This is a genomic window from Mycobacterium sp., from assembly GCF_025965855.1.
Lineage (GTDB): Bacteria > Actinomycetota > Actinomycetes > Mycobacteriales > Mycobacteriaceae > Mycobacterium.
On sequence record NZ_JAOPWB010000107.1, the window covers coordinates 1 to 23,756 of the forward strand.

The 23,756-nt window shown below is 67.5% G+C and carries 25 protein-coding genes, 1 tRNA gene and 2 pseudogenes; 18 read left to right on the top strand and 10 right to left on the bottom strand.

Features of this window, described 5'->3' with window-relative positions:
* The 3 genes from JWP83_RS07765 to JWP83_RS07775 form a co-directional block, all read left to right on the top strand.
* Positions 1-920 (top strand): LpqN/LpqT family lipoprotein (locus JWP83_RS07765; RefSeq protein ID WP_297728116.1); only part of this gene is annotated, 920 nt, incomplete at its 5' end.
* A 68-nt stretch (positions 921-988) separates the two neighbouring features.
* Entirely contained in the window at positions 989-1,339 is a 351-nt protein-coding gene (locus tag JWP83_RS07770; RefSeq protein ID WP_297728119.1) for a hypothetical protein, read from the top strand.
* A 25-nt stretch (positions 1,340-1,364) separates the two neighbouring features.
* Complete coding sequence (locus JWP83_RS07775; protein ID WP_297728189.1) at positions 1,365-2,396, top strand: bile acid:sodium symporter family protein; 1,032 nt, start codon at positions 1,365-1,367, stop codon at positions 2,394-2,396.
* On the opposite strand, the gene JWP83_RS07780 is transcribed toward JWP83_RS07775, so the two are convergent.
* The gene (locus JWP83_RS07780) at positions 2,393-3,019 is read right to left on the bottom strand and encodes a YqgE/AlgH family protein (protein ID WP_297728123.1); all 627 of its coding nucleotides are present in this window, start codon (positions 3,017-3,019) and stop codon (positions 2,393-2,395) included. The two genes, JWP83_RS07775 and JWP83_RS07780, sit on opposite strands and share 4 nt — an antisense overlap.
* Before the next feature lie 95 nt (positions 3,020-3,114).
* On the opposite strand from JWP83_RS07780, the gene JWP83_RS07785 reads away from it, so the two are divergent.
* Both JWP83_RS07785 and JWP83_RS07790 read left to right on the top strand, forming a co-directional pair.
* A complete protein-coding gene (locus JWP83_RS07785) occupies positions 3,115-4,401 on the top strand; it encodes an MFS transporter (protein ID WP_297728126.1) in 1,287 nt (428 codons plus the stop codon).
* 44 nt (positions 4,402-4,445) lie between these two features.
* The gene (locus JWP83_RS07790) at positions 4,446-5,219 is read left to right on the top strand and encodes a TIGR03084 family metal-binding protein (RefSeq protein WP_297728130.1); all 774 of its coding nucleotides are present in this window, start codon (positions 4,446-4,448) and stop codon (positions 5,217-5,219) included.
* Between the two features lie 96 nt (positions 5,220-5,315).
* Here the strand turns inward: JWP83_RS07790 and JWP83_RS07795 are convergent, their stop codons facing one another.
* Positions 5,316-6,587, bottom strand: a complete 1,272-nt coding sequence (locus JWP83_RS07795; protein ID WP_297728133.1) for a DUF5631 domain-containing protein — start codon at positions 6,585-6,587, stop codon at positions 5,316-5,318.
* An 82-nt stretch (positions 6,588-6,669) separates the two neighbouring features.
* Here JWP83_RS07795 and JWP83_RS07800 point away from each other — a divergent pair, with 82 nt between their 5' ends.
* Complete coding sequence (locus tag JWP83_RS07800) at positions 6,670-6,813, top strand: hypothetical protein (RefSeq protein ID WP_297728136.1); 144 nt, start codon at positions 6,670-6,672, stop codon at positions 6,811-6,813.
* Positions 6,814-6,845: 32 nt separating this feature from the next.
* Here JWP83_RS07800 and JWP83_RS07805 read toward each other — a convergent pair whose 3' ends face one another.
* The 6 genes from JWP83_RS07805 to JWP83_RS07830 form a co-directional block, all read right to left on the bottom strand.
* Positions 6,846-7,157: a DUF2694 family protein gene (locus JWP83_RS07805; protein ID WP_297728139.1), complete on the bottom strand. Its 312-nt coding sequence runs from the start codon at positions 7,155-7,157 to the stop codon at positions 6,846-6,848.
* Positions 7,154-7,471: an ESX-1 secretion-associated protein gene (locus JWP83_RS07810; RefSeq protein WP_297728141.1), complete on the bottom strand. Its 318-nt coding sequence runs from the start codon at positions 7,469-7,471 to the stop codon at positions 7,154-7,156. Before JWP83_RS07810 ends, JWP83_RS07805 begins: the two co-directional genes overlap by 4 nt.
* A 52-nt stretch (positions 7,472-7,523) precedes the next feature.
* Positions 7,524-8,933, bottom strand: a complete 1,410-nt coding sequence (locus JWP83_RS07815) for a DUF4226 domain-containing protein (RefSeq protein WP_297728144.1) — start codon at positions 8,931-8,933, stop codon at positions 7,524-7,526.
* A 103-nt stretch (positions 8,934-9,036) separates the two neighbouring features.
* On the bottom strand, positions 9,037-9,399 hold the full coding sequence (locus tag JWP83_RS07820) for a DUF4226 domain-containing protein (RefSeq protein WP_297728191.1): 363 nt from the start codon (positions 9,397-9,399) through the stop codon (positions 9,037-9,039).
* A 48-nt stretch (positions 9,400-9,447) separates the two neighbouring features.
* The gene (locus tag JWP83_RS07825; RefSeq protein WP_297728147.1) at positions 9,448-10,278 is read right to left on the bottom strand and encodes a C40 family peptidase; all 831 of its coding nucleotides are present in this window, start codon (positions 10,276-10,278) and stop codon (positions 9,448-9,450) included.
* Positions 10,275-11,039: a helix-turn-helix transcriptional regulator gene (locus tag JWP83_RS07830; protein ID WP_297728150.1), complete on the bottom strand. Its 765-nt coding sequence runs from the start codon at positions 11,037-11,039 to the stop codon at positions 10,275-10,277. Before JWP83_RS07830 ends, JWP83_RS07825 begins: the two co-directional genes overlap by 4 nt.
* A 143-nt stretch (positions 11,040-11,182) precedes the next feature.
* On the opposite strand from JWP83_RS07830, the gene JWP83_RS07835 reads away from it, so the two are divergent.
* The 4 genes and pseudogenes from JWP83_RS07835 (at position 11,183) to JWP83_RS07850 (ending at position 14,376) form a co-directional block, all read left to right on the top strand.
* Complete coding sequence (locus JWP83_RS07835) at positions 11,183-11,599, top strand: WhiB family transcriptional regulator (protein WP_066941195.1); 417 nt, start codon at positions 11,183-11,185, stop codon at positions 11,597-11,599.
* 70 nt (positions 11,600-11,669) lie between these two features.
* Positions 11,670-13,051, top strand: a pseudogene (locus JWP83_RS07840) (acyl-CoA dehydrogenase family protein).
* A gap of 27 nt (positions 13,052-13,078) precedes the next feature.
* Positions 13,079-14,050 carry a pirin family protein gene (locus JWP83_RS07845; RefSeq protein ID WP_297728157.1) on the top strand — a complete coding sequence of 324 codons (972 nt, stop codon included), beginning with the start codon at positions 13,079-13,081 and terminating at the stop codon, positions 14,048-14,050.
* A complete protein-coding gene (locus JWP83_RS07850) occupies positions 14,047-14,376 on the top strand; it encodes a GNAT family N-acetyltransferase (RefSeq protein WP_297728160.1) in 330 nt (109 codons plus the stop codon). Before JWP83_RS07845 ends, JWP83_RS07850 begins: the two co-directional genes overlap by 4 nt.
* An 8-nt stretch (positions 14,377-14,384) precedes the next feature.
* Here the strand turns inward: JWP83_RS07850 and JWP83_RS07855 are convergent, their stop codons facing one another.
* Positions 14,385-14,651: a YdeI/OmpD-associated family protein gene (locus JWP83_RS07855; protein WP_297728163.1), complete on the bottom strand. Its 267-nt coding sequence runs from the start codon at positions 14,649-14,651 to the stop codon at positions 14,385-14,387.
* Between the two features lie 44 nt (positions 14,652-14,695).
* On the opposite strand from JWP83_RS07855, the pseudogene JWP83_RS07860 reads away from it, so the two are divergent.
* Both JWP83_RS07860 and JWP83_RS07865 read left to right on the top strand, forming a co-directional pair.
* Positions 14,696-14,938: pseudogene (locus JWP83_RS07860) on the top strand (VOC family protein); the annotation flags it as partial.
* Between the two features lie 291 nt (positions 14,939-15,229).
* On the top strand, positions 15,230-15,718 hold the full coding sequence (locus JWP83_RS07865) for a glutathione peroxidase (protein ID WP_297728166.1): 489 nt from the start codon (positions 15,230-15,232) through the stop codon (positions 15,716-15,718).
* Between the two features lie 263 nt (positions 15,719-15,981).
* On the opposite strand, the gene JWP83_RS07870 is transcribed toward JWP83_RS07865, so the two are convergent.
* Positions 15,982-16,067: transfer RNA gene (locus JWP83_RS07870), tRNA-Leu, on the bottom strand.
* Between the two features lie 252 nt (positions 16,068-16,319).
* Between JWP83_RS07870 and JWP83_RS07875 the strand changes: the two genes are divergently transcribed.
* The 6 genes from JWP83_RS07875 to JWP83_RS07900 all read left to right on the top strand — a co-directional run.
* Entirely contained in the window at positions 16,320-17,924 is a 1,605-nt protein-coding gene (locus JWP83_RS07875) for a DUF3662 and FHA domain-containing protein (RefSeq protein ID WP_297728169.1), read from the top strand.
* A 128-nt stretch (positions 17,925-18,052) separates the two neighbouring features.
* Complete coding sequence (locus tag JWP83_RS07880; RefSeq protein WP_297728172.1) at positions 18,053-18,520, top strand: FHA domain-containing protein; 468 nt, start codon at positions 18,053-18,055, stop codon at positions 18,518-18,520.
* A complete protein-coding gene (locus JWP83_RS07885) occupies positions 18,517-20,022 on the top strand; it encodes a protein phosphatase 2C domain-containing protein (RefSeq protein WP_297728175.1) in 1,506 nt (501 codons plus the stop codon). The genes JWP83_RS07880 and JWP83_RS07885 overlap by 4 nt, the downstream gene beginning before the upstream one ends.
* Positions 20,019-21,428 (top strand): FtsW/RodA/SpoVE family cell cycle protein, encoded by a 1,410-nt coding sequence (locus tag JWP83_RS07890; RefSeq protein WP_297728178.1) that lies wholly within the window; start codon positions 20,019-20,021, stop codon positions 21,426-21,428. The genes JWP83_RS07885 and JWP83_RS07890 overlap by 4 nt, the downstream gene beginning before the upstream one ends.
* Positions 21,425-22,903: a D,D-transpeptidase PbpA gene (gene pbpA, locus JWP83_RS07895; RefSeq protein ID WP_297728181.1), complete on the top strand. Its 1,479-nt coding sequence runs from the start codon at positions 21,425-21,427 to the stop codon at positions 22,901-22,903. The genes JWP83_RS07890 and pbpA overlap by 4 nt, the downstream gene beginning before the upstream one ends.
* The coding region (locus JWP83_RS07900; protein WP_297728185.1) for a serine/threonine-protein kinase at positions 22,900-23,756 on the top strand (857 nt) is incomplete at its 3' end. The genes pbpA and JWP83_RS07900, both read left to right, overlap by 4 nt.

Here is a 23,756-nt window from a genome sequence, read left to right on the forward strand (position 1 = left end):
AGAACGTCATGGCCGCCCCCGGACAGGTCCCCAGCAACAGGTTGCTCGCTACTCCCCCGGTGGCAAATCCGGTGACGCCAAACCCCGCTGTCGCGCCGGCAGCGCCCGCGCCCGCAGCGGTCGCGCCGGTCGCGCCGCTACCCCCGACGCAGACCCCGGGCGTCTCTGGCACGCTGCGTGACTACCTGCAGTCGAAGGGCGTCAAGCTCGAGGCGCAAAAACCCCAGGGATTCAAGCCCCTCGACATCACGCTGCCGCTGCCCGCCCGCTGGACGCAGGTGCCCGACCCCAATGTGCCCGACGCGTTCGCGGTGATCGCCGACCGGCGCGGGACCAGCATTTACACCTCGAACGCGCAGGTGGTGGTGTACAAGCTGGTCGGTAACTTCGATCCGAAAGACGCCATCACCCACGGCTTCGTCGACAGCCAGCAACTGCCCACGTGGCAGACCACGAACGCCTCGATGGCCGACTTCGGCGGCTTCCCGTCGTCGATCATCGAGGGCACGTACCGCGACGGCGACATGCTGCTCAACACGTCGCGCCGCCACGTCATCGCGACGTCCGGACGTGACAAATACCTGGTGTCGCTCTCGGTGACCACCGACCGTTCGGTGGCCATCGCTGATGCGCCCGCCACCGACGCGATCATCAACGGCTTCCGGGTGACCGCGCCCGGGACCACCGCCCCCGCACCCGCCCCCGGGACCGCTGCGGCCCCTGTCGGCGTTCCCCCTCAAGCATCCGGCGCGGCCCCGGCCGGGCTTCCCCCCCAGACGGCCGGAGCGGCGCCGGTCGGGCTTCCCTCGCAGCCCGCCCCGCCCAACCAGGTGGCCGCCCCCCGGCCCACGCCCAACTTGCTGACAATGGTGCCGGGTTTGCCGCCGCTGCCGAACTTCGGCTTCCTCCAAGCGCGGTGACCCGGCGCTGACACCAGCGCGCTGAAGCCGGGCGCGCGAGCCGGCGGCCGGGCTCGTATTGTGAGGCCATGTTGATCGCGGGCGTGGTGTGCATGTGTGCGGCGGTGGCCTCCGCCGGGTTCGGGACCTGGTCGCTCTCCCACAACCAGACCACTGACGGCGCCGCCGGCACCCAACTGGCGCTGCGCGCCATGGCCCCGCCCCAGTTGGCGGCGGCCGTGATGTTGGCCGCCGGCGGCGTGGTGGCCCTGGCCGCCTCCCCCAACGCCGCCTTGGTCGTGCTGATCGTCTGCATCGCCGGCGCGCTCGGGACGCTGGCCGCCGGGTCGTGGCAAAGCGCTCGCTTCGCGCTCCGCCGGGAAGCGGCGGCACCCGGTTGCGCCGGCAGCTGCGCCGCCTGCACGCAGTCCTGCCGCTGACGGCCTCGCCGCTCGAGCCGTCATGTTGAAACGGCTGTCGGCGCTGCCGATCGATTCCTTCCTGCTCGCGCTGGGGGCGACCGTGGCCTTGGCGGCCCTTCTCCCCGCGCACGGCGAGGCCGCCGACGCCGTATCCGCCGCCGCGAAAGCGGCAATTGCGCTGCTGTTCTTCCTCTACGGCGCCCGGTTGTCACCCCAGCAGGCCTGGCACGGTGTCCGCCAGTGGCGGCTGCATCTGCTGGTGCTGGCCACGACGTTCGTCGTCTTCCCGATGCTGGGATTGGCCGCCCGAGCGTTGGTGCCCTCGGTGCTGACCATCGACCTCTACAATGGTCTGCTGTTTCTGTGCCTCGTCCCGTCGACAGTGCAATCGTCCATCGCGTTCACATCGATCGCGCGGGGCCACGTCTCGGCCGCCATCGTCAGCGCGTCGTTGTCCAACATCCTCGGCGTGGTGCTGACCCCGCTGCTGGTGGTTTTGTTGATGACGACCGGCGGCGCGCCACGGGTGGACGGCACCGCGATCCGCGACATCATGCTCCAGCTGTTGCTGCCGTTCGCGGCGGGTCAGCTGGCGCGCCCATGGCTCGGCGGGCTCATCGCCCGACACGCGGCACTGCTGAAGGTGGTGGATCGCGGGTCCATCCTGCTGGTGGTCTACACCGCCTTCGCGATGGGTGTCATCAAGGGGATCTGGGTCAGCGTCGACGTGTGGCGCCTGATCTCGGTGACCGTCGTCGCCGCGGTGCTGCTGGCGCTGGTGCTGGGTGTCACCACGGTCATCGGCCGGCTGGCGCGGCTCGACCGCGGCGATGCGATCGTCCTGCTGTTCTGCGGTTCGAAAAAGAGCCTGGCGTCGGGGCTTCCGATGGCGCTGGTGCTTTTCCCCGCTGCCACAGTCGGTTTGACCATGCTGCCGCTGATGATCTTTCACCAGATCCAGCTGGTGGTCTGCGCGGTGATCGCCAGCCGCCTCGCGCGGGATTCCGGCGGGACCGGCCCAGCGCCGTCGGCAATTTCGGCCGCGCCGAAAGAAACCGCGGGGGAGGAGCCCTAGTTTCGGCTGACGTCGATCGGGTGGGTGGCAAGCAACGAACGCGGCAGCGGCTGCCGACGCAGCACCTGCCCCCACAGGTCGGCCCTCGGCCCGACCAGAACGTCAGACGGCAAGGCGGACAGCACAATCCAGTCGTCGCGCTCGATCTCGCCCTCGAGCTGACCGATGGTCCAGCCAGAATATCCGGCGAAGATCCGCACCCCCTCGAGCAGCGGGGCGATCAGGTCTGGCTCGGCGTCCAGATCGACCATCACTATCCGGCCGTCCACATGCCGGAGGCCCGGCACGCCCTGCGGATCGGCGCCGATCCGCAACGCCGCCAGACAAAGGGCCGCGTCACGCTTGACCGGCCCACCGATGAACATGGTCTTGGGTTTGGCGGACAGCTTGGCCCACTGCGGCAACACGTTATAGACCGCGGTCTCGCTGGCCCGGTTGAGCACGACGCCCAGTGTGCCGCCATCGTTGTGCTCGACGATGTAGATCACGCTGCGCCGAAACGTCGGCTCGAGCAGATCGGTGTTGGCAAGCAGCAAGGTACCGGCACGCACCCGCTGCGCTGCGGGTGCGACATAGTCCTCGGGATCTTCGGGCGGCACCAGACCATCATCGCACTTTCGCATCGTCGCCCGGGGCAATCGGGCGTGGCCGACACAGATTTGTACTGTTGGTGCAGCCCAACCCAATCGTGGAAGTCGGTTCTGTGATTCAAGCCCGGATGCAACCGCGCGCACCCGTCGCCTTATGGCGGTCAGTGCGCAGTTTGCCGGACTTCTGGCGACTGCTGCAGGTGCGCATGGCGAGTCAGTTCGGCGATGGCCTCTTCCAGGCGGGTCTGGCGGGGGCGCTGCTGTTCAACCCGGATCGCGCCGCCGACCCCATGGCCATCGCGCGGGCGTTCACGGTGCTGTTCTTGCCCTACTCCCTGCTGGGGCCGTTCGCCGGCGCGCTGATGGACCGCTGGGATCGGCGGCTGGTGCTGGTCGGTGCCAACGTGGGTCGCTTGATTCTCATCGCCGGCATCGGCACAATTCTGGCGCTGCGGGCCGGCGACATACCGCTGCTGATCGGCGCGCTGTTCGCCAACGGCTTGGCCCGGTTCGTCGCGTCCGGACTGTCGGCATCGCTGCCCCACGTGGTGCCCCGCGAGCAAGTGGTGACGATGAATTCGGTGGCCACCGCATCCGGCGCCTTCGCGGCCTTTCTCGGCGCCAACTTCATGCTGGTGCCCCGCTTCTTCGTCGGCGCCGGCGACGAGGGCGCCTCGGCGATCATCTTCATTACCGCGATTCCGGTTTCGATCGCGTTGCTCCTGTCATTGCGATTCGGCGCCCGGGTCCTGGGCCCAGACGACACGAGGCGCGCGATCCACGGATCGGCCGTCTACGCGGTGATCACCGGCTGGCTGCACGGTGCGCGCACGGTTGTGCAGAGCCCGACGGTCGCGGCGACCCTGTCGGGCCTGGCCGCGCATCGGATGGTGGTCGGGATCAACTCGCTGGTGATGCTGGTGTTGATCCACCACCTGCCCGGTCCCGCGGCCGGGGGCCTGGGCATCGCGTTGCTGTTTTTCGCCGCCGCGGGTCTTGGGGCCTTCCTGGCCAACGTGTTCACGCCGTCGCTGGTGCGCCGCTGGGGGCGCTACGCCACGGCAAACGGGGCGCTCGTGGCGGCCGCGGTGATCCAGATCCCGGGCGCCGGGCTTCGGCTTCCGGTGATGGTGATGTGCGGCTTTTTCCTCGGCGTGGCCGGTCAGATGGTCAAGCTATGCGCCGACTCCGCGATGCAGATGGACGTCGACGACGCGCTTCGCGGGCACGTGTTCGCGGTGCAGGATGCGTTGTTCTGGGTGTCGTTCATCGTCTCGATCACGGTGGCCGCCATCGTGATTCCCGACGACGGGCGCGCGCCGGCGTTGGTGCTGTTCGGCTCGATGCTGTATCTGATCGGGCTCGCGATGCACAGCATCATCGGCCGTCACGGCCAGCCGGCGAACAATCGCTAAGGTACATACGTGGTTCCGCCGACGCCTTGCGGTCGTAGGCACCGATGACCGGTGCCGGGCCCATGGTTGCCGACCTGCGCGCCGAAAGCGACGACCTCGACGCGCTGGTGGCGCCGCTCCCGGCGGACCGGTGGGCGGATCCGACGCCCGCGCCGGGCTGGACCATCGCCCATCAGCTCGGGCACCTGTTGTGGACAGACCGGGTCGCGCTGACCGCCGCCACCGACGAGGCGGGGTTCGCCGCGGCGCTGGAGACCGCTTCGGCCGATCCGATCGGGTTCGTCGACGCGGGTGCCGAGGAACTGGCGGCCCTGGCGCCGGCCGAACTGCTCGCCGAGTGGAGGGCCACCCGCGCACGGCTGCACGAAACCCTGCTGACCGTGCCCGACGGTCGCAAGCTGCCGTGGTTCGGGCCACCGATGAGCGCGGCGTCGATGGCGACGGCCCGGTTGATGGAGACGTGGGCGCATGGACTTGACGTCGCCGACGCTCTTGGCGTCAAACGACCCGCCACCGAGCGACTGCGGTCGATCGCCCACATCGGGGTGCGCGCCCGCGATTACGCCTTTGCCATCAACGATCTGACTCCGCCAACCGAACCGTTCCTCGTCGAGCTGCGCGGACCCGGCGGCGACACCTGGTCCTGGGGACCGCCGGACGCCGTCCAGCGGGTCACGGGCTCCGCCGAGGACTTCTGCTTCCTGGTGACCCAGCGGCGTCCGTTGGGCGCGCTCGACATCGCAGCGGACGGTCCCGATGCGGCGCGATGGCTCCAGATCGCCCAGGCCTTCGCGGGCCCGCCCGGCCCCGGTCGATGAGCGCTTGAGCGCGAAGAGAGCCGGAGCCATCGCCCGAGCCCCGGTCGATGAGCGGCTCAGGTCCCGTGGCCCGGTCGATGACCGGCTCGGGTCCCATCATTGCGCGTTGAGTTTCTGGAACCAGGCGAGATGATAGTTCGCCGCGACCGAATCTCCGGTCACGGCGCCTTCGGTGGCCGCCAGCAACAAGCAATTGAGGAAGAGCGCGGGATCGACGTTCGGGTACTGAATCAACAGCTGATAGCGCGCGGTGTCGAGATGCACTCGCAGCAAGTCGATCTCTTCTTCCACGACCCCGGTTCCGGCGGCAGCGGCCCTGGCCAACGTGTGCACCATCCGCGGCAATCCGTCCCGCCAGTGCGTGGCCTGGCTCAACTCCCATCCGAGGTCGTCAACCGCGGGCAGCTCGCGGGGCTGCGCCGAGGCCTTCGTCTCGGCGAAGTCGTCCAGCCGGCCCAAAGAATCCCCGGGCGTGTAGGTGACGGTGCGCCTGGTTTCGCCCACCAGGGCCGAAACCTTGCCACTACGTCGCTCCGGTTCCAGCAATCGAACGCCCTCCGGGATCGCGATGCCCGGAGGTATCCAGCCGTGGGCAAGGTCGGTGACCAATACCGTGGTGCCGTCGGGGCGATCACCGATCGCCCAATTCAGGCGCGGCTCTTGATGGACCACGAATGCGAGGAGCCGCCGCACCCGTTCGTCGTCGGATTCTCGCGCGGACGCGGTCGCCGGAACTACCGGGACTTCAGCGGGTTCCGGCGGCGGTTCCGCTTCGGCCGCGTCAGCGTTGTCGTCGTAAGAGGCCCGATGCCGGCCCTCGGCAGGGTCGACTTGCTCCTCTTCGGTAGCCACTTCGCTCGCCGGCTGACCACCGACCGGCGCTTCATCGCGTTCGCCCTCGATGGCTTCCGGGGCCTCCACGTCCGTGACGACGGGGATGATTTCTGTCATTTCGATATCGGCGCCGTTGAGGCTTTCGACATCCTGCGGGCGTTCGTGTTCGACGGGCGCCTCGGCCTTCACCGCGTGCAATTGCCGCATCGTTGACTCGACTCGTCGCGCGGCGCGCGCCCGCGCCTCGTCGACGACCCTGGCTTCCTCTGCCTGCTGTGCGAAATCGGCCATTTCCGCTCGCTTTATGGCCCGCAGCTCGTCGTTGGCGCTTCGGGTGATCCGCTGCAGGTCGTCCTTCAGATACGCTGCGAGAGTGGCTGTTTCGTCGGTCGCCGTGGACAGCTCGGCCGGCCAAAGCCCACCTGTCACCCAGGGGGTGCAATCCACAGGAGAGCTGAAGGCGGGAATCGTCAGTGATTCCCGGGCAGCTCTCCGGAGGCGCTGGCGCGCCGTTATCCGACCGAAGATCGCCACTGGCCAAGCCTACCGGGATCCATCGGGCCGTCTATTCAGTCAGTGAATTGTGCGGCTGCGACGGCCTGGGTAGCCTGGGGATATGGCTGATTCTGCGCTGCAACAGCAACTCGACGAGGTGCGCGCCCTGCTGGCCCGCGCGCGAGAGTTGTTCGGCCCCAATCCCGTAGAGCCGCCCACTGACATCGCACCGGATCCCGATAGCGCCAAGACGTGGCTGCAATAGGCCATCGACCGGTTTGAATCGGTTTGGGCCGCTTAGCGTGCGCCGTGGCGGCGGCGCAGTTTGTGGGCCAGCAGCTTCTCGATCGCCGCATCGAGATCGTGAGGGGTCGGAACCTCCATCGACGGGGTATGGCCGGCCGCCAGGATCTCGGTGCGAACTTCGAGTAACGCCTTGAGGCAGGACACATCGGCGGTCAACAGGATGCCCTGCGCCAGGGTCTCGGCGTCGGTTTCCATCGCCTCTTCACTCAGCGCGACGCTATGCATATATCCGCCGCGGCAGGAGCGGACCAGGATGTGCCCGCTCGGGTGGACGGTGTCGAAGGCGGGATTGGCGTCCGTCATCGACCGCCGTCAATGATGCCGCCGAAATTTCGTGCCGCGTCGTGCTCGTGCTGTTCCCACACCGCGGCCGATACGCCCAGTTTTTCGGCCATATCGGCGTGGTCGTCGGCTTGCTGTTCGTAGCACTGGCGTCGGAGCTCAAGCAGTTCGCGTCCGGCGTCGCGCAGTTCACCGAAGATGGGCCCGAGTGAATCCAGGCTCTCCTGGATCGCCGCGTGCGATGACGGAACGGTGCGCAGGTAGTCGGAGGTCTCCTGGTGATGCGCAGCGGCTTCGCGTAAGTGCGCGGGCACCACACGGATTGGATCGGCCATCTGCTGACTCCTATTCCTGCGCCGCCGGGCAAGGCCGGCGAGATCACTGTTGTCATGTGGTCGACGTGGCCGCCGGCCCTGTGGGTGTCGGTGTGTGCGGCTCAGCCGGCGGGGCCGCGGACGCGGTCGCCGCCGGTGGATGCTCCCAGCCTAGAAAGCTCGGCCCGTTCACGGTGGCGATGCGCTGAATCTGGCCGTCGAGAAGGGCTTTTTCGTGACCGAGCGCAAGCGCGTGACGATCGGTGAGGATGCCGATGTCGCCGGGTATCACTTGCAGCGGGTCGACGGGGTCGGTGACCGCCGTTCCCGGTGGCGGGATGGTAATTCCCTGTTGATGGAAGGCATCTGCGATCGCCGCCCCGCCGACGGCGGCTTTGATCGCCGCTGCCAGCTGCGGGCTGGCGGCCGTCACCGTATCGCCGTCGGGCAGGGTCACGGCCGTTGGACCCGCCGGCGGCGAATCGGGCTGGTCCGCCGGAGCATCCTCTTCGTGGGCCTTGTCCTCGTCGCCGTCGTGATCGCCAGGGTGATCGCCCGGTGCCGGGTCGTGGGACCCGAGCAAGCCCTCGTCGCCTACGCCCCGCAGCGCCGGGTCGGTTCGGCCGCCCTCCTCCAGGCCGGTCAACGGTAGGCCACCTAGGCCGCCCAGCCCACCCAGGCCCGGCAGGGGCCCGGTGCCGAGGCTCGGAATGGGCGGCATCACCGGCGTTGCCGGCGCCGGAGCCGTGGTGCCACCGGCGGGAGGCGGCACCGGGGCATTCCCGGCCGGCAGGCCTGGGTCGTCAGTCAACATCGAATCCAGTAACGGGTCCCATCCGGCCTCGGGGTCGTCGACCGGCCGTTGGGTGGCGCTGTCGGCGGGTGCGGCAACGGGAACGGTCGCGGCAGGCGGGCGGTCGTCGGCACCGTTCTTTGAGGCGTCGTACAGCGATGTCCACGCGGCCATCAGCGCCGATTTCGACGTGTCGTCCAGACTCGCGTTCAGGACGACCGCCCGGATGTCCTTGAGCTTGCCGATAAGGAATCGCTGGAAATCGCGCGCCCCCGCCGGGGTGTCGAGGTCCGATCGCGTGAGTACGGCGGTTTCCGTCTCTCGCTGCAACTTCGACAGGGCTTCTCTGCCCTCGACGGCCTTCAGGTGGGCGTTCAAGATGGCCGTAACCACTTGCATGTCGAGCTGGGAACTCGTTGAATTCTGTTGTGCTAGAGCGGCTTCGGCGCCCGCCATGGCCTCGGCGGCCTCGCCCTGTTCCCGGTCGGACTCGGGCGTCCCGGCGCCGAAGATGTTCGCATGTTGTCGGCGGATCTTGCGCACGATGGCGTCGAGTTGTTCGGGCCGCGTGGTCGGGGTGATCACCGCGGCCACCTCAGTCGGCGCCAAACCCGCCTGCCACGCGTTCGGATCGCCGGTGCGGTCCCGGACGGATTTGATCGTGTTGATCAGCTCGTCATACGTCGACATCGGTGTCGCGACCCCTCCATGCCGGGCGACAGTACCGAGGCATGTTGCTGCCGACAATTCACCCAGGCGCGTCTGTGAGCGAACAAACCGACGCGTGTTTGGGCTAGCCCGCAGGGACGACGTACTGTGCCCGCAGGCCGTCCAGCACAGCCTTTTTCGCACGGCCCAGTTCGCGCGCATTGTCCACGACCGTCGCGATCTCGCGTTGCTTGTCCGCGAGGAATCGATGAAATTCGCGCGCTCCCATCGGGGTATCCACGGCGAGGTACGAGCGGCCGGTGGCGGCGCGGTCGATCTCCTCGGCGATCGAATCGAGTCGCCTGATGCTCTCACGCGTCGCCGCATGCGCGCTGGCAAGCACGTCCGCCAGCACGCGGTCGGCGTCGGCGGCGGTGCTGTGCTGGCTGGCCAGCGCCGACTGCCGCGCCTGGATGGCGCTCACCGAAGGTCGGGCTTGTTCCGACATCAGTTCAACCTTTTCGTCGTGCCCAGGCGGCTGGGTCGCCATCGCGCGTCATAGCGGGCGGCGAATCGCAATGTTGCTGCCCAGTGGACTGATTCGCACCGAAGCACCCGAGTAGGGCGCTTCGACGACCAGATTGTTGCCAATGGCCATCTGGACGTGTCCGGCGTGAGGGAAGACGAGATCGCCCGGCCGGACCTGCGAACGGGGGACCGGGATCCCGTCGTTGATCTGCTGATACGTGGTGCGGCCCAAGTGGACGCCGGCCTGCGCGTAGGACCACTGGACCAATCCGGAACAGTCGAACTGGTTGGGTCCCGTCGCACCCCACACGTACGGGCGTCCCAGCCGCGACAACGCCGCGCGCACCGCGACCGCCGCGCGGCCGTTCGGCATCGACACCGCGGGGCCGCGATGGTGGGTCAATCGGTACCGCAACACCCGCAGCGCCGCGGAGTGCCGTCGCGCCTTCAGGCGGGCCGACAAGACGTGGGCGCGCTGCGCGCGCAGCCGGGCGACGCTACGGCGCATCGCCTCACGCTGGGCCATCGGCGTCATCGGCGTCATCGGGGTCACGGCGGCCTCGGCGCGGGCCTCGTCGACGACAGACTTCGTCAGCTCCTGAGCCCGGGCCCGATCCTCGTGTGCGCCGGCGATGACGCCCGCGGCCGCGGCGTCCGTACGCGCTGCCGATAGCAGCAGTTGCCGGCCACGGTCCGCGGCATGTTGGTAACGGCCGTGTGCCACAGTGCTATTCAGTCCAGACGCTCGGTTCAACATTTCGCTGTAGTGCGCCGTAGCGGCATCCAACGTCGGCTGCCTCGTGTCGCCGGCGAATAGTCGATGGGCGCGGCTCAACACCTCGATTTCGCTCTCGTTCATTGCGTCCCCTCGCGGCTCGTCGACTCGACCGCCGCGGCGAAGGCGCGAACGCGGGGGAGTGCTCCGGGAGGGATGACTCCCCGGTTGCGGATATCCCACATTTCGTCGGTGCCGACACCGACCAGGGCCGCGATGACGGTTTCCGGCAGCGACGATTCCATGCACGCGCGATCGAACCGCGCGCTCAAGCTGGTGGGCATCCGCTTCAGGAGGGCCGCGCGCGTCGCCTCGAGCGCCTGTAGATGCTCCATCAGCCGGCCTGTCGAATCGGCGCCGGCGTTGACGGCGACGCGCCACGAGCTGGCGGCCAGCATCTCCGCCTTCACGCACTGAGCGATCACAGACAGAATATACGTCTCATATTCGTTTGATGTGTTCGCCGGCAGCCGATCGATGACGGATTTGAGGGCGTCGAGTTGCGCTTCGGCGTAGCCTTCCAGCACTTCCGTGTCGCTGTGGCGGTCGACGACCACCGCGCCGGCGGGCCTGGCGGACCCCGCGTCGACCGGCTGCGCGGCCATCAGCCGGGCCAACTCGGCGTCCGGATCGGCGGCTACCAGTAGGCGAGAGTAGGTGCCCGGCGGCAGGCCAAGCCCATTTTCAACCTTCTGAACTGTGCTTTTGTGGGGCTTGCGGGCGCCGCGTTCCAGAAAGCTGAGGCCCATGATGCTGACTCCGGTCGCGGCGGCGAGCTCCGCTAGCGACCAGTCGCGTGACTCCCGCAACGCGCGGATGGCGGCGCCGGCCGATTCACGGCTCACCGCAGACTCCGGCCATAGGCCGGATATTACACACGGCGGGTCCCCATCCAGCGTATATACGTTTTTGTCACGTTTCTCTTGCGCTCACGCCCTATCCGTGTATACGCTTTTGCCTACGTTTCACCGCTGACAAGGAGACCAACATGGGACACCCCTGCGCAGCCAACCCGGAACTGTGGTTCGGCTATCCCGATGACGACGGTGGTGACGGCGCAGCGAAGGCGCGCGCCTACGAGCGGTCCGCCACCGAGGCGCGGATCCAATGCCTGCGCCGCTGCCCGCTGGCACAGCAGCGCCGCTGCGCCCAGCACGCCATCGCGCACCGTGAGGAGTATGGCGTCTGGGCCGGCGTCAAGCTGCCCGGCGGCCAGTACCGGAAGCGCGAGCAGCTCGCCCGGGCTCACGACGTCCTGCGCCGTATCGCCGCCGGTGAGATCAACTCGCGGCAGCTACCGGAGAACGCGGCCCTGCTGGCACGTCACGAACACGATGCGATTCCGGTCGCGGCGGTGGTGTTGCATCTGCCGATCGCACAAGTGGGACCTCGTTCGGCCGCCTGACAGTTTGCTGACTTCGCCGACGGGGTAGACGGGCTGGCACGACCGAGTCTGTCGACCCGAAGGCGGATCCATGACGTTCGACCTGACACCGACGGCTGCGCAACATGATCTGGCCCGGCGCACCCACGAGTTCGCCGAAGAAGTGATCCGCCCGGTGGCGCTCCACTACGACCAGCGGCAGGAGTTCCCGTGGCCGGTGCTGGAGGAGGCCGCCCGGCGCGGCTTCTACAGCCCGTTGTTCTACCGCGACCTGATCGGTGACCCCACCGGGATCTCGCTACCGATATTCATGGAGGAACTCTTTTGGGTCTGTGCCGGAATCGGTTTGGCGATTGTCATGCCGGCGCTGGCGCTGTCGGCGATCGGTCAGGCCGCATCTCCCGAACAAATGCTTGAATGGGCGCCCGAGTGTTTCGGGACGCCGGGCGATATCAAGCTCGCCGCCCTGGCGATCTCCGAACCCGAGGGCGGCAGCGACGTTCGGAATCTGCGCACTCGCGCGCGTCGCGACGGTGACGACTGGATCATCGACGGCCACAAGATGTGGATTGGCAACGGCGGCATCGCGAATGTGCATGTGGTGAACGCCGTCGTCGACGAGGAACTGGGTCACCGCGGGCAGGCGCTGTTCGTGGTGCCCGGCGGACGCCGGGCCTGAAATTGGTGCGAAAGCTCGACAAGCTGGGCTGCCGGGCGTCCCACACCGCCGAGTTGCTGTTCGAAGGTGTGCGCGTTCCTGCAGCTAATTTGCTTGGGGGAGAAGACAAGCTGGAACACAAGCTCGCCAGGGCGCGCGAGGTGGTGGCCGGGGGCAAACAGTCCGGCTCGGCGACGCTGGGCACCTTCGAGCAGACCCGACCGATGGTGGCCGCCCAGGCGATTGGGATCGCCCGCGCCGCATTGGAGTATGCGACGGCGTACGCCACCGAGCGCGAGGCGTTCGGCGCACCGATCATCGACCACCAGGGCATCGCCTTCCCGCTGGCGGACCTGGCCGCCCGGATAGATGCGGCTCGGCTGCTGACCTGGCGTGCCTCCTGGATGGCGGCAAACGGGGTGTCCTTCGAGCGGGGCGAGGGCTCGATGTCGAAACTCGCCGCCAGCGAGGTCGGCGTGCAGGCCACGGAGCGCGCGATTCAGACCATGGGTGGCTGGGGTTACATCACCGACCACCCGGTGGAGAAGTGGTTTCGGGATGCCAAGCTGTACACCATCTTTGAGGGCACCAGCGAGATTCAGCGGATGGTCATCTCCAACGCGCTGGGCGCCGCCGCGGGCACCCCGCCGTTGCATGTGGTGATCGAGCCGACCGGCGGGCCGCTGAACCGGATCTTCGGTCGCGGCACCCCGCTGCGATCCCGCGCCGCCGATGCCGCGTTGTCCATTCAGGATCGCGTCCCGGAACCGGTCATGCGGCTCGCGATGAAGGCGCTGCGGCCGCCGGGCAGGTAAGGCCCAACGAGGCGTAGCGTCGGGCCGGTGAGCAATCTCGAGACCGCCCCGGTCGAAGTCGCTTGCGGCGCGTCGCGGGTTGCCGGTGTCGAGGTTCTTCGTCCACGAGAGGTTCCGCTGGGCGGTCCGAGGGCTATCCGGGTGCAGCGCACGCTGCCGCAGCGACAACGCTCGCTGGTCGGCGCGTGGTGTTTCATCGACCACTACGGCCCGGTGCACGCGCGCATGGACGTCCCGCCCCATCCGCACACCGGATTGCAAACGGTGAGTTGGTTGTTCAGCGGGGTAGTGGAGCACCGCGACAGCGCGGGTGTCCATGCCATGGTCCGGCCCGGCGAGCTGAACCTGATGACGGCGGGCGCGGGCATTTGTCACTCCGAGGTGTCGATCGAGTCGGAGGCCGCTTTGCATGGGGTTCAGTTGTGGGTGGCGCTGCCCGATTCCGACCGCGACACCGGCCGCGATTTCGCTCACTATGCGCCCACGCCCGTTTCGCTGCCGCGCGCGGTGGCACGCGTGTTTCTCGGGCAGCTGGCCGGTGGCCGTTCGCCGGTGCGCACGTTCACCCCACTCGTCGGCGCACAGATCGATCTGGAACCCAACGCAGGACTCGAGGTGGACGTCGACCCGGCATTCGAACACGGCGTGCTCTGCGATCTGGGGCCCGTCACGATGGGCGAGACCACCCTGGGGGTTGCCGATTTCGGATACCAAGGCACGGGCAATTCGTCTTTGCACTTCCGCAACGTGGGCGACGGGCCGGCGCGCGTGCTGCTGCTGGGTGGGACGCCGTTCGCCGAAGAGCTCGTGATGTGGTGGAACTTCGTCGGGCGCAGTCACGACGACATCGTCGGCTACCGTCGGCTCTGGGAGGACGCCGACGCCCGCTTCGGCGCCGTCACCGGCTACCGGGGTTCGGTCACCCGACTGCCGGCCCCGCCGCTGCCGACCGCTCGGTTGCGGCCGCGACCGATACCGGAAAGGAAGGAGCACACATGACCACCGACAAGACCGGCGCACCAACCACCGTCACCGCCGAGGAGGGTCGGTACACCATTGCCGTCGACGGCAAGGCCGTTGGCCTCGCCGACTTCGCCGACCGCGGCGATCAGCGCGTCTTCTACCACACCGAGATCGACCCCGCGTACGGCGGACGCGGACTGGCGACCATCCTCGTCGAGGAAGCACTGCAGGCGGCACGGGATGACGGCAAGCGCGTGGTTCCGGTGTGTTCCATGGTCGACACCGTGCTCAAGAAGCATCCCGAATACGACGACATCACCGATCCGGTTACTTCCGATGTCCACCGGTGGCTGCAGGGCTAGGCGACCGGTTACCTGCCGTTACGCTCCCGGTGCTTGCACCCGGGCCAGCAGCACGGCCGGCGCTTGCCTTCCTCCAATTCCTCCTGGGTGCGGCGAATGCGGCGATTGCGGGTGACCTCTTGTTTGGCGTCCTCGACCCAGCAGATGAACTCATTGCGTGCCAATGGCGTGATGTCCTTCCAGGCCGCCAGCGCCGTCGAGTTGGCGCTCAGCGCCTCACGCAGGTCTGCCGGCAGCCGGTGCACCACTCCGCCGGGAACTTGGTTGCTGCTCACGGGGCTAGGGTAAGGCGAGCCGGCCCCAGGAGGCACCCTTGAGCGGAGCCCACTTCGCCGCCCTCGACGGCGGGGCGGTGACTTTGGCGCTGGCGACCGCGGTGGACCATCCCATACCCGGGCAGGTCGTCGTCGGCATCAAGACCGCTGACGTCGACGCCGCGGCGAATGCGGTCGAGGCCAGCGGCGGTGGCGTCGTGAAAGGCCCGTACGACGACGCACACGAACGCCGTGCCGCGGTCTACGACAACAAGGGCAACGGCCTGGTCTTCTATAGCCCGCGGTGAGACGTCCACGGGCACAGATCCTTTCGTAACGCGTCCCCACACCGACAGCCGACTTCGCAATCCGATAGCGCATGCGCTAGCACTTTCCCGAATCGAGTAGTGGGTCCCACAGTTCGACAGGCATTTCCGGTTCGTTTTGCGGCAGATCGAATTAGGAATGACTGTGCACGTGAGCTTCGTCTGGCGCTGGCTGCTCGGCGATACGTTGCCGCGTCCTCGGCGCCAAACCGTTGGTTGCCGCATCGCGGCGATCGACGCTTGGACGACGCGGATAGTGTTAGCGTCGTCGGCGTGATCCTCAAAGACATTGCGCTAACCACCCTCGACGGCAATCCGACTACGCTAGCCGAATTGTCTAACGGCGCAACGCTAATCGTGAACGTAGCCTCAAAGTGTGGACTGACTCCGCAGTACACCGCATTGGAGAAGCTGGCGACGGACTACCGCGACCGTGGCCTGACGGTTGTCGGCGTTCCCTGCAACCAGTTCATGGGCCAGGAACCTGGCACGGCCGAAGAGATCCAGGAGTTCTGCTCGACGACTTACGGGGTGACGTTTCCGCTGCTCGCCAAGAACGACGTCAACGGCGACGACCGCCATCCGCTGTACACCGAGCTGACCAAGGCCGTCGACTCCGACGGCTCGGCAGGCGACATTCAATGGAACTTCGAGAAGTTTCTGGTCGCCCCCGACGGTGAGGTGATCAATCGGTTTCGTCCCCGCACGGAACCCGACGCGCCCGAAGTCGTTGGCGCCATCGAGGCCGTGCTGCCCCGGTAGGCGGCGTTGACCAACTTGCGCCCGCCAAGTGCTCCAGTGATGCGCCCTTGCGCGGCATACGTTTGGCCGGGTGGGCAGGGTCTGTTCCCGTTACCTCGGCCTCGGCAGTCACAACATTGATGACCGGGCCGAACCGGGGGATTCGTAGCACCAAGTCCCCACGCGGTTCCTCGGAAGCGGTCCCCCAAGTGAAGGCAAAACACAAAGGTCACGGCCTCTTTGGAGTTCGTGACCTTTACGCCGGCAGTTCGTAGAACCGCTCGTGGTGGGCGAAGGGGGACTTGAACCCCCACGTCCCGAAGGACACTGGCACCTGAAGCCAGCGCGTCTGCCATTCCGCCACTCGCCCGGGAAATGAACCGATGGACCATACCACTCTAATAGCCGTGTGCCCCAATCGCCTCCGCGGTCCTGGACGGCCGTTCGCGCCTGCCAGAGGCTCCAGTACACGGCTCTGAGCTGCACGGACGCGATTCTCAGAATTCCCACGGTGCCGCATCCTCCCGGTGTCCCGATACCATGCTGGGGTGAAACACACGCGGGCGGTTCGTTTGCCTCGCGCCCGCGACACACCACAACAGCTGCGGGCGAGCGCTAAGAGATGAGTAGCCAACGGGGGCTCGTGCAACGCATCGAGCGCAAGCTCGAAGCGACCGTAGACAATGCGTTCGCCCGAGTGTTCGGCGGATCTATCGTCCCGCAAGAGGTTGAAGGGCTATTACGCCGGGAAGCCGAGGACGGTGTCCGCGCGCTTCAGGGCGATCGTCTTTTGGCCCCCAACGAATACATCATTACCCTCGGTATGCACGACTTTGCGAAGGTCGGCGCCGACACGAATCCCACGTCGAGCGCTTTCGCGAGGTTCTTGGCCGACTATATATATGAACAGGGGTGGCAAACGTATGGTGATGTGGTCGTCCGGTTCGAGCAGTCGTCGAGCCTGCATACCGGTCAGTACCGCACCCGCGGTGCTGTCAATCCTGATGTCGAGCCCCGCCCGACCGTCAACCATCCGCTCCGGCCACAATCAAATCACGCGTTCGGCGCAGAACGAGGAGTAGCAGCAATGACTGACAATTCGAGCTACCGCGGGGGTCAGGGGCAGGGGCGGCCCGGCGACGAGTACCACGACGACCGCTACGGGCGCCCGCAGGACGAGCAGCGCGGGCCGGATCCGCAGGGCGGACCGGATCCGCGAGCTGGCTATCCGCCCGAGCAGGGCGGCTACCCTCCGCAAGGCGGATACCCGCCACCTCGTCCCCCCGAGGGCGGCTACCCCCAGCAAGGTGGCTACCCCGAGCAGGGCGGCTACCCGCAGCAAGGCGGCTACCCCGAGCAGGGCGGCTACCCGCAACAAGGCGGCTATCCGGACCAGGGCGGCTACCCCGACCAAGGGCAGGGTGGCGGCTACCCACCGTCCCATGAGCAGCGTCCCCCCGCGCCCGGCGGCTACGGCGGGCAAGGCTACGACCAGGGCTACCGCCAGGGCGGCGGCTACGGCCCACCCGGCGGCGGCCAGCCCGGCGCTACCCAGCAGGGCTACGGGGGATACGGCGACTACGGTCGCGGCCCGGCCCGCCAAGACGAGGGCGGCTATGCTCCGCCGGCCCCGCAGGGCCCCCCCGACCAGCAACGGCCGGCCTACCCCGACCAGGGCGGCGGATACGAGCAGGGCTACCAGCAGGGTGGGGGATACGGCCAGGAGTATGGCGCGGGTGACTATACCCAGTACGCCGAAAGCGTTCCGGGCGGTGGCTATGCCCCGCAAGGCGGCGGATACCCCGAAACCCAACACCGCGACTACGACTACGGCCAGGCCGCGGAGTACGGCCCGCCGGCCGACTACGGTTCGGCGGACTACGGCCAGCAGGCGGGCGCCGGCTACGGCGGTTACGGCCAGGGCGGCTATGGGTCCGCCGGAACCGCGGTGACCCTGCAGCTCGACGACGGCAGCGGCCGGACCTACCAGCTGCGTGACGGCTCCAACATCATCGGCCGCGGCCAGGACGCCCAGTTCCGGTTGCCCGACACGGGGGTGTCGCGGCGTCACCTGGAGATCCGCTGGGACGGGCAGGTCGCGCTCCTTTCCGACCTCAATTCCACGAACGGCACCACCGTCAACAACGCACCGGTACAGGAGTGGCAGTTGGCCGACGGTGACGTCATCCGTCTGGGCCACTCCGAGATCATCGTTCGCATCCACTAGACGCACCGGGCTCAAAGCTGCCGTGCTTCGCCCCGCGCCGACAACCGTCCAAGTATCGTGACGGTGCTGACGTGCTCGGTGCCACGGGTGCGACGAGGGGTGCGGCGCCAGGACGGAAAGGACGCCAGATGCAGGGACTAGTGCTGCAGCTGACGCGTGCCGGATTTCTAATGTTGTTATGGGTATTCATCTGGTCCGTGCTGCGGATCTTGCGCACCGACATCTACGCGCCCACGGGGGCTGTCATGGTGCGTCGCGGTTTGGCGTTGCGCGGCACCCTGCTCCCCGCACGCCGGCGCGGCACCGCCGCACGCTATCTGGTGGTGACCGAGGGGGCGTTGACCGGCGCTCGGATCACGCTCAGCGGGCAGCCGATGTTGATCGGCCGCGCTGACGACTCCACCCTGGTGCTCACCGACGACTACGCCTCGACACGGCACGCCCGGCTGTCTCAGCGCGGCTCCGAATGGTACGTCGAGGATCTAGGATCGACCAACGGCACTTACCTTGACAGGGCGAAGGTGACGACTGCGGTAAGGGTTCCCATCGCAACGCCGATTCGGATCGGCAAAACGGCAATCGAGTTACGCCCGTGACCCTGGTCCTGCGATATGCCGCCCGCAGCGATCGCGGCCTGGTACGCACCAATAACGAAGACTCCGTCTACGCCGGCGCGCGACTGCTGGCCCTGGCCGACGGCATGGGTGGTCACGCCGCCGGTGAGGTGGCCTCCCAATTGGTGATCGCCGCGCTGGCCCATCTCGACGACGACGAGCCCGGTGGCGATCTGCTCGCCAAGCTCGATGCGGCGGTGCGCGCCGGCAACGCGGCCATCGCCGCACAGGTCGAGATGGAACCCGACCTCGAGGGCATGGGCACCACTCTTACCGCAATCCTGTTTGACGGCAACCGGATTGGGCTGGTGCACATCGGCGACTCGCGTGGCTATCTGCTGCGCGACGGCGAGCTCTCCCAGATCACCAAGGATGATACGTTCGTTCAAACCTTGGTTGACGAAGGGCGCATCACCCGGGAAGAGGCCCACAGCCACCCCCAGCGATCGCTGATCATGCGGGCGCTGACGGGCCACGAGGTCGAGCCCACCCTGACCATGCGCGAAGCGCGCGCCGGCGATCGCTACCTGCTCTGCTCCGACGGGCTGTCCGACCCGGTCAGCGACGAGACCATCCTCGAGGCGCTGCAGATCCCCGACGTGGCCGAAAGCGCTTACCGTCTCATCGAATTGGCATTGCGAGGCGGGGGCCCGGACAACGTCACCGTCGTGGTCGCCGACGTCGTCGACTACGACTACGGCCAGACGCAACCGATCCTGGCCGGCGCGGTCTCGGGTGAAGACGACCAGCTGACCCTGCCCAACACCTCCGCCGGCCGCGCCTCGGCGATCAGGCCCCGCGACGAGGTCGCCAAACGCGTTCCGCCACAAGAGGAAGCGTCGCGAAGGCAGCGATGGTCAGGACGCCGCACGGCGATCGTGGTCACGCTGGTGGTGCTGCTGGTGCTTGCGAGTCTGGGCATCGGCCGAGCCATCATCCGCAGCAACTACTACGTCGCCGACTACAACGGCATGGTGTCGATCCTGCGGGGGATCCAGGGGTCGCTGCTGGGCGTGTCCCTGCACGAGCCCTATTTGATCGGCTGCCTCAACGCCCGCAACGAGTTCTCGCTGATCAGTTTCAGCCAGAGCGGCGGTCATCTGGACTGTCGCCTGATGCAACTGCAGGATCTGCGCCCTCCCGAACGCACACAGGTTCAAGCCGGACTGCCGGCCGGAACCCTGGACGATGCCATCGGACAATTGCGCGAACTGTCGGCCAACTCCCTCCTGCCGCCCTGTCCGCCGCCCCGCGCCACCTCTCCGCCCGGCCCGCAGGCCCCGACGACCACGGGCAGCACAACAGAGCCGAATCCCACAGCACCCCCCAACACTTCCAGCGGCACCCCGCCCAGCAGCACCACCTCGACCAGCGTCCCCGCAAACACCGCGCCCGCGACCACGTCGCCCACCACTTCCCAGACGGTGACTGCACTCCCGCCACCTCCACCTAAGCCGGGCATCGACTGCCGGGCGGTGGCATGACCACACAACTCCAGCCGCCAGTCGCGGTCACCCCTCCGCTGCCCACTCGGCGCAACGCCGAACTGCTGTTGTTGTGCTTTGCCGCGCTGATCACCGTCGCCGCGTTGCTCATCGTCCAGGCCAACCAGGACCGCGACCTGCACTGGAACCTGGTGACTTACGGGCTGATCTTTCTGGTCATGTTCGGTAGCGCACACTTGGCCATCCGGCGCTTCGCCCCCTACACCGACCCGCTGCTGCTGCCAATTGTGGCTCTGCTCAACGGACTTGGCCTGGTGATGATTCACCGGCTCGACCTCGTCAACAACGAGTTGAGCGGCCGTCGTCACCCCAGCGCCACCCAGCAGCTGCTGTGGACCGTGGTCGGGGTGGCAGCCTTCGCGTTGGTGGTCACCTTCTTGAAGGACCATCGACGACTTGCGCGCTACGGCTACATATGCGGGGTTGCGGGCCTGGTTTTCTTGGCGATTCCCGCGCTGCTGCCCGCATCCCTGTCCGAGCAGAACGGCGCCAAAATCTGGATTCGCTTCCCGGGCTTCTCAATTCAGCCGGCCGAGTTTTCCAAGATTTTGCTGCTGATCTTCTTCTCGGCGGTGCTGATCGCCAAACGGGGTCTGTTCACCAGCGTCGGCAAGCATTTCATGGGCATGAACCTGCCCCGCCCCCGAGACCTCGCGCCTCTGTTGGCGGCCTGGGTGATCTCGATCGGCGTGATGGTCTTCGAAAAGGACCTTGGCACTTCGCTGTTGCTCTACGCATCGTTTCTGGTGGTGGTCTACCTCGCCACTCAGCGCTTCAGTTGGGTCGTCATCGGACTGGTGCTGTTCGCCGCGGGAAGCGTTGTGGCGTACTTCCTTTTCGAGCACGTCCGCGTTCGGGTGCAGATGTGGTGGGACCCGTTCTCCGACCCCGACGGCAGCGGCTATCAGCTCGTCCAGGCGATGTTCAGCTTTGCCACCGGCGGCATATTCGGCACCGGGCTCGGCAACGGTCAACCCGATACGGTGCCGGCGGCGTCGACCGACTTCATCATCGCCGCGTTCGGTGAAGAACTTGGTCTGGTGGGCTTGGCGGCCCTCCTGATGCTGTACGCGATCGTCATCGTCCGCGGCCTGCGCACGGCGATCGCGACGCGCGAAAGCTTCGGCAAGCTGCTGGCCGCGGGTCTGGCGTCGACGCTGGCCATCCAGTTGTTCATCGTCGTCGGCGGCGTGACGCGGCTGATTCCGCTGACCGGGCTGACCACGCCGTGGATGTCCTACGGGGGGTCGTCACTGCTGGCGAACTACATCCTGTTGGGCATCCTCGCGCGTATATCGCACAGCGCCCGACGACCCCTGCGCACCCGCGCACGCAACAAGTCGCCGATCGCGGCGGCCGGCACCGAGGTGATTGAGCGGGTATGAACACCTCTCTCCGCCGCATCTCGGTGACCGTGATGGCGTTGGTGGTGCTGCTGTTGCTCAACGCCACGATGACGCAGGTCTTCGCCGCCGACGGGCTGCGCGCCGACCCCCGCAACCAGCGAGTCCTGCTCGACGAGTATTCACGGCAACGCGGCCAGATCATCGCTGGCGGGCAGCTGCTGGCCTATTCCGTGGCCACCGACAGCCGCTTTCGTTTCCTGCGCGTCTATCCCAACCCCGCGGTGTACGCACCGGTCACCGGCTTTTACTCGCTGCGCTACTCCAGCACGGGCCTGGAACGAACCGAGGACCCGGTGCTGAACGGGTCCGACGAGCGGCTGTTCGGGCGCCGGTTGGCCGACTTCTTCACGGGTCGCGATCCGCGTGGCGGCAGCGTAGACACGACGATCATTCCGCGGGTCCAGCAGGCCGGGTGGGACGCCATGCAACAGGGCTGCGGTGGGCCGCCGTGCAAGGGCGCCGTCGTCGCGCTGGAGCCGTCCACCGGCAAGATTCTGGCCATGGTGTCGTCGCCGTCCTATGACCCCAACCTGCTGGCGTCGCACGATCCCCAGGTGCAATCGCAGGCCTGGCAGCGGCTTCGCGACGACGCCGACAATCCGCTGACCAATCGCGCCATCTCCGAGACCTATCCACCCGGTTCCACGTTCAAGGTGATCACCACCGCGGCGGCGCTGCAGGCCGGCGCGACCGACACCGAGCAGTTGACCGCGGCGCCCTCCATTCCGCTGCCCGGCAGCACCGCCACGTTGGAGAACTACGGCGGCACGCCGTGCGGCAACGAGCCGACGGTGTCGCTCAGCCAGGCGTTCGCCCTGTCCTGTAACACCGCGTTCGTCCAGCTGGGCATCCTCACCGGAGCCGACGCGCTGCGCAGCATGGCGCACTCGTTCGGGCTGGACAGCACGCCCAGCGTCATTCCGCTGCAGGTCGCGGAATCCACCGTCGGGATAATTCCGGACGCCGCCGCGCTGGGGATGTCCAGCATCGGCCAGAAAGACGTGGCACTCACACCGCTGGAGAACGCACAGATCGCCGCGACCATCGCGAACGCCGGGGTGACGATGCAGCCCTACCTCATCGATAGCCTCAAGGGGCCGGACCTTTCCAATATCAGCACCACCGCGCCCTACCAGCAGCGCCGCGCGGTGTCGCCGCAGGTCGCCGCTAAGCTAACAGAGCTGATGGTCGGCGCCGAGAAGGTCGCACAGCAGAAAGGGGCGATTCCCGGCGTGCAGATTGCATCCAAGACGGGTACCGCAGAGCATGGCACCGACCCGCGTAACACGCCGCCGCACGCGTGGTACATCGCATTCGCGCCCGCGCACACGCCGAAGGTTGCCGTGGCGGTGCTGGTGGAAAACGGCGGCGACCGCCTGTCCGCGACCGGGGGTGCACTAGCCGCCCCGATCGGACGGGCGGTGATCGAGGCCGCACTACAGGGAGGACCATGAGCCCGCGAGTTGGTGTGACGCTGTCTGGCCGGTACCGCCTGCAGCGCCTGATCGCCACCGGTGGCATGGGCCAGGTGTGGGAGGCGGTGGACAGCCGGCTGGGCCGGCGCGTCGCGGTCAAGGTGCTGAAACAGGAATTCTCCCAGGACCCCGAGTTCATCGAACGGTTCCGCGCCGAGGCGCGGACCACCGCGATGCTCAACCACCCGGGGATCGCGGCGGTCCACGACTACGGCGAAAGCCAGCTCGACGGCGAGGGTCGCACCGCCTACCTGGTGATGGAGCTGGTCAACGGCGAACCGCTGAACTCGGTGATCAAGCGCACCGGACGGCTGTCGCTGCGGCACGCCCTCGACATGCTCGAGCAGACCGGCCGGGCCCTACAGATTGCGCACGCCGCCGGTTTGGTGCACCGCGACGTCAAACCGGGCAACATCTTGATCACCCCGACCGGCCAGGTGAAGATCACCGACTTCGGTATCGCCAAAGCGGTCGACGCCGCGCCGGTGACCCAGACCGGGATGGTGATGGGCACCGCCCAATACATCGCCCCCGAACAGGCACTGGGTCACGACGCGACCCCGGCCAGCGATGTCTACTCGCTGGGAGTCGTTGGGTACGAGGTGGTTTCGGGTAAGCGCCCGTTCACCGGCGACGGCGCGTTGACGGTGGCGATGAAGCACATCAAGGAACCCCCGCCGCCGCTACCCGCCGAGCTGCCCCCCAACGTGCGGGAACTCATCGAGATCACCCTCGTCAAGAATCCCCAGATGCGCTACCGCAGCGGGGGACCGTTCGCCGACGCCGTCGCCGCGGTGCGGGCCGGCCGCCGGCCCCCGCGGCCGAGCCAGTC

Excerpts from the sequence above, each read along its gene's own strand:
- JWP83_RS07770 (WP_297728119.1), top strand. The coding sequence starts at position 989 with ATGTTGATCGCGGGCGTGGTGTGCATGTGTGCGGCGGTGGCCTCCGCC.
- JWP83_RS07780 (WP_297728123.1), bottom strand. The coding sequence starts at position 3,019 with ATGCGAAAGTGCGATGATGGTCTGGTGCCGCCCGAAGATCCCGAGGAC.
- JWP83_RS07785 (WP_297728126.1), top strand. The coding sequence starts at position 3,115 with ATGCAACCGCGCGCACCCGTCGCCTTATGGCGGTCAGTGCGCAGTTTG.
- JWP83_RS07790 (WP_297728130.1), top strand. The coding sequence starts at position 4,446 with ATGACCGGTGCCGGGCCCATGGTTGCCGACCTGCGCGCCGAAAGCGAC.
- JWP83_RS07800 (WP_297728136.1), top strand. The coding sequence starts at position 6,670 with ATGGCTGATTCTGCGCTGCAACAGCAACTCGACGAGGTGCGCGCCCTG.
- JWP83_RS07805 (WP_297728139.1), bottom strand. The coding sequence starts at position 7,157 with ATGACGGACGCCAATCCCGCCTTCGACACCGTCCACCCGAGCGGGCAC.
- JWP83_RS07810 (WP_297728141.1), bottom strand. The coding sequence starts at position 7,471 with ATGGCCGATCCAATCCGTGTGGTGCCCGCGCACTTACGCGAAGCCGCT.
- JWP83_RS07815 (WP_297728144.1), bottom strand. The coding sequence starts at position 8,933 with ATGTCGACGTATGACGAGCTGATCAACACGATCAAATCCGTCCGGGAC.
- JWP83_RS07820 (WP_297728191.1), bottom strand. The coding sequence starts at position 9,399 with ATGTCGGAACAAGCCCGACCTTCGGTGAGCGCCATCCAGGCGCGGCAG.
- JWP83_RS07825 (WP_297728147.1), bottom strand. The coding sequence starts at position 10,278 with ATGAACGAGAGCGAAATCGAGGTGTTGAGCCGCGCCCATCGACTATTC.
- JWP83_RS07835 (WP_066941195.1), top strand. The coding sequence starts at position 11,183 with ATGGGACACCCCTGCGCAGCCAACCCGGAACTGTGGTTCGGCTATCCC.
- JWP83_RS07850 (WP_297728160.1), top strand. The coding sequence starts at position 14,047 with ATGACCACCGACAAGACCGGCGCACCAACCACCGTCACCGCCGAGGAG.
- JWP83_RS07875 (WP_297728169.1), top strand. The coding sequence starts at position 16,320 with ATGAGTAGCCAACGGGGGCTCGTGCAACGCATCGAGCGCAAGCTCGAA.
- JWP83_RS07880 (WP_297728172.1), top strand. The coding sequence starts at position 18,053 with ATGCAGGGACTAGTGCTGCAGCTGACGCGTGCCGGATTTCTAATGTTG.
- JWP83_RS07890 (WP_297728178.1), top strand. The coding sequence starts at position 20,019 with ATGACCACACAACTCCAGCCGCCAGTCGCGGTCACCCCTCCGCTGCCC.
- pbpA (WP_297728181.1), top strand. The coding sequence starts at position 21,425 with ATGAACACCTCTCTCCGCCGCATCTCGGTGACCGTGATGGCGTTGGTG.